Annotated in this window: 2 protein-coding genes and 1 pseudogene; 2 read left to right on the top strand and 1 reads right to left on the bottom strand. The window is 64.5% G+C overall.

Annotated elements, in window-relative coordinates:
• Positions 1-10: 10 nt before the first annotated feature.
• Positions 11-142 (bottom strand): annotated as a pseudogene (locus KWI83_RS37650) (integrase core domain-containing protein); the annotation flags it as partial.
• A gap of 531 nt (positions 143-673) precedes the next feature.
• Between KWI83_RS37650 and KWI83_RS37645 the strand changes: the two are divergent.
• Both KWI83_RS37645 and KWI83_RS39715 read left to right on the top strand, forming a co-directional pair.
• Positions 674-928 (top strand): hypothetical protein, encoded by a 255-nt coding sequence (locus tag KWI83_RS37645; protein ID WP_218518865.1) that lies wholly within the window; start codon positions 674-676, stop codon positions 926-928.
• A gap of 163 nt (positions 929-1,091) precedes the next feature.
• A complete protein-coding gene (locus KWI83_RS39715) occupies positions 1,092-1,328 on the top strand; it encodes a transposase (RefSeq protein WP_256363390.1) in 237 nt (78 codons plus the stop codon).
• Positions 1,329-1,486 lie beyond the last annotated feature (158 nt).

Below are 1,486 nucleotides of genomic sequence, written 5' to 3'. Positions count from 1 at the left end.
CTGTACCCGGTCATGAGTTTGGCTGCGGTCGGCTGATCGGCGGCTGGCCTCCGAGGGCTGAGTGGCGTCGTTCGTTGTTGTAGTGCTCGAGCCAGGGGTTGAGTGCGGCGGTGCGTTCGTCGTTGCTGGTGAAGACTCGACGAACCAGTAAATGGCGTGGCCATGCTCACCATGCAAGGGCATTCGGAAAAGAGATCTTCGCTTACGACGGCAGCCCCGGAGCGCGCTGTCGCCGTCGCGGCGACTGACCGCCATGTCGGTCGGGTAGTCAGTAACCATACAGGTGGGTATAGTTCGAGAGGGGGCGTTTTCCGCGTCCTGCTCGGCAGCCGAGACTGCTTGGGGACCCCAAATGAGGATGTTGCTTCAGCACGTATCGAATCTCCTGCGAGACATCGCGTACGGGATCGATGCTGGACATGCCATCAGGCACGGAGTGCCGGTTCCAGCGCGTAAACCTCGAGCAATTGTCAAGACCTGTGGATGGGAGCCGGGCCGACCCAGCGGTGATAGGCGTCTAGGTTGACGTTGCTGCCGCACACGATGGTGACGAGCGCTCGCCTGCCCGACGAGCCCGTCACCCGGCCCGCACGCCGGGGCGGCCCTGGCCCAGCTCGTCGGCCAGGCCCTCGCCCACGCACACGCCGCCAGCGGCTCCGAGGACGTCGCGGAGGTGAATGCCATCACCGACGCCATGGTGCGCCTGCTGATCGGCGCCCCGCTGCACTCCGACGGCAAGCTGACCATCGTCTCCCTAGCCACCGAAGCCGGCCTGCGGCGCAACAAGCTCACCCACAAGCACACTGGCCTCAAGGACCTGTTCTATGAAGCCGTGTCTCTATCGATCATGAGGACGGTTCTGATCGAACACGGTCCTGGCCGGGTGATCTCGGTCGGGTGGATGCATGAGTACAGGGCCCCTTGGTAGCTCGGGTTTGCGACCACTCGAGTGCCAGGAGGCCCTGTTGTTCCAGTCTTGCGTGACGGTCCCCGTCTCGTCCAACTCCCGCGTGTCGTCCTGTGATTGCCTCGCGCATCGGTTCGGGAATGCGGGCGACCGTCCGAACAGGGTGGCGGTATATCCGTCGGACATGACGGATGAACAGTGGGCGGTGGTGCGTGACGCGCTGCCGGTCCCGGCGTGGCTGGAGGGCCGGGGCGGGCAGCCGGAGGGCTACTGCCACCGGCAGATGCTGGACGCGATCTTCTATGTAGAAGCCGTTGTCTTTCCGGATGTGATCGTTGAGTTTCCGCTGTTCAGGCATGGTCTCGGTGTCGTTGAGGGAGGGTCTGGGGCGATCAGTTCGTTCTCGGCGATGCGGAGTTGACCGTGACATCGGTGATGGGTCTGCTGGAGGAGCGGGAGACGGCTGCCCGGGTGCGGGCGGAGGAGCTCCGTGTGGAAGCTGAGCGGGTTCTTGCTGAACTCGCCGACGCGGAACGGGTGCTGGAGCGGCGTGTGATCGCCCGGGAGGAACTCGCTGAG

The organism is Streptomyces sp. TRM70350 (assembly GCF_019219825.1).
Lineage (GTDB): Bacteria > Actinomycetota > Actinomycetes > Streptomycetales > Streptomycetaceae > Streptomyces.
Note: the sequence above shows the minus strand (reverse complement) of the source record. Positions and strands in the feature narration are given on the sequence as shown.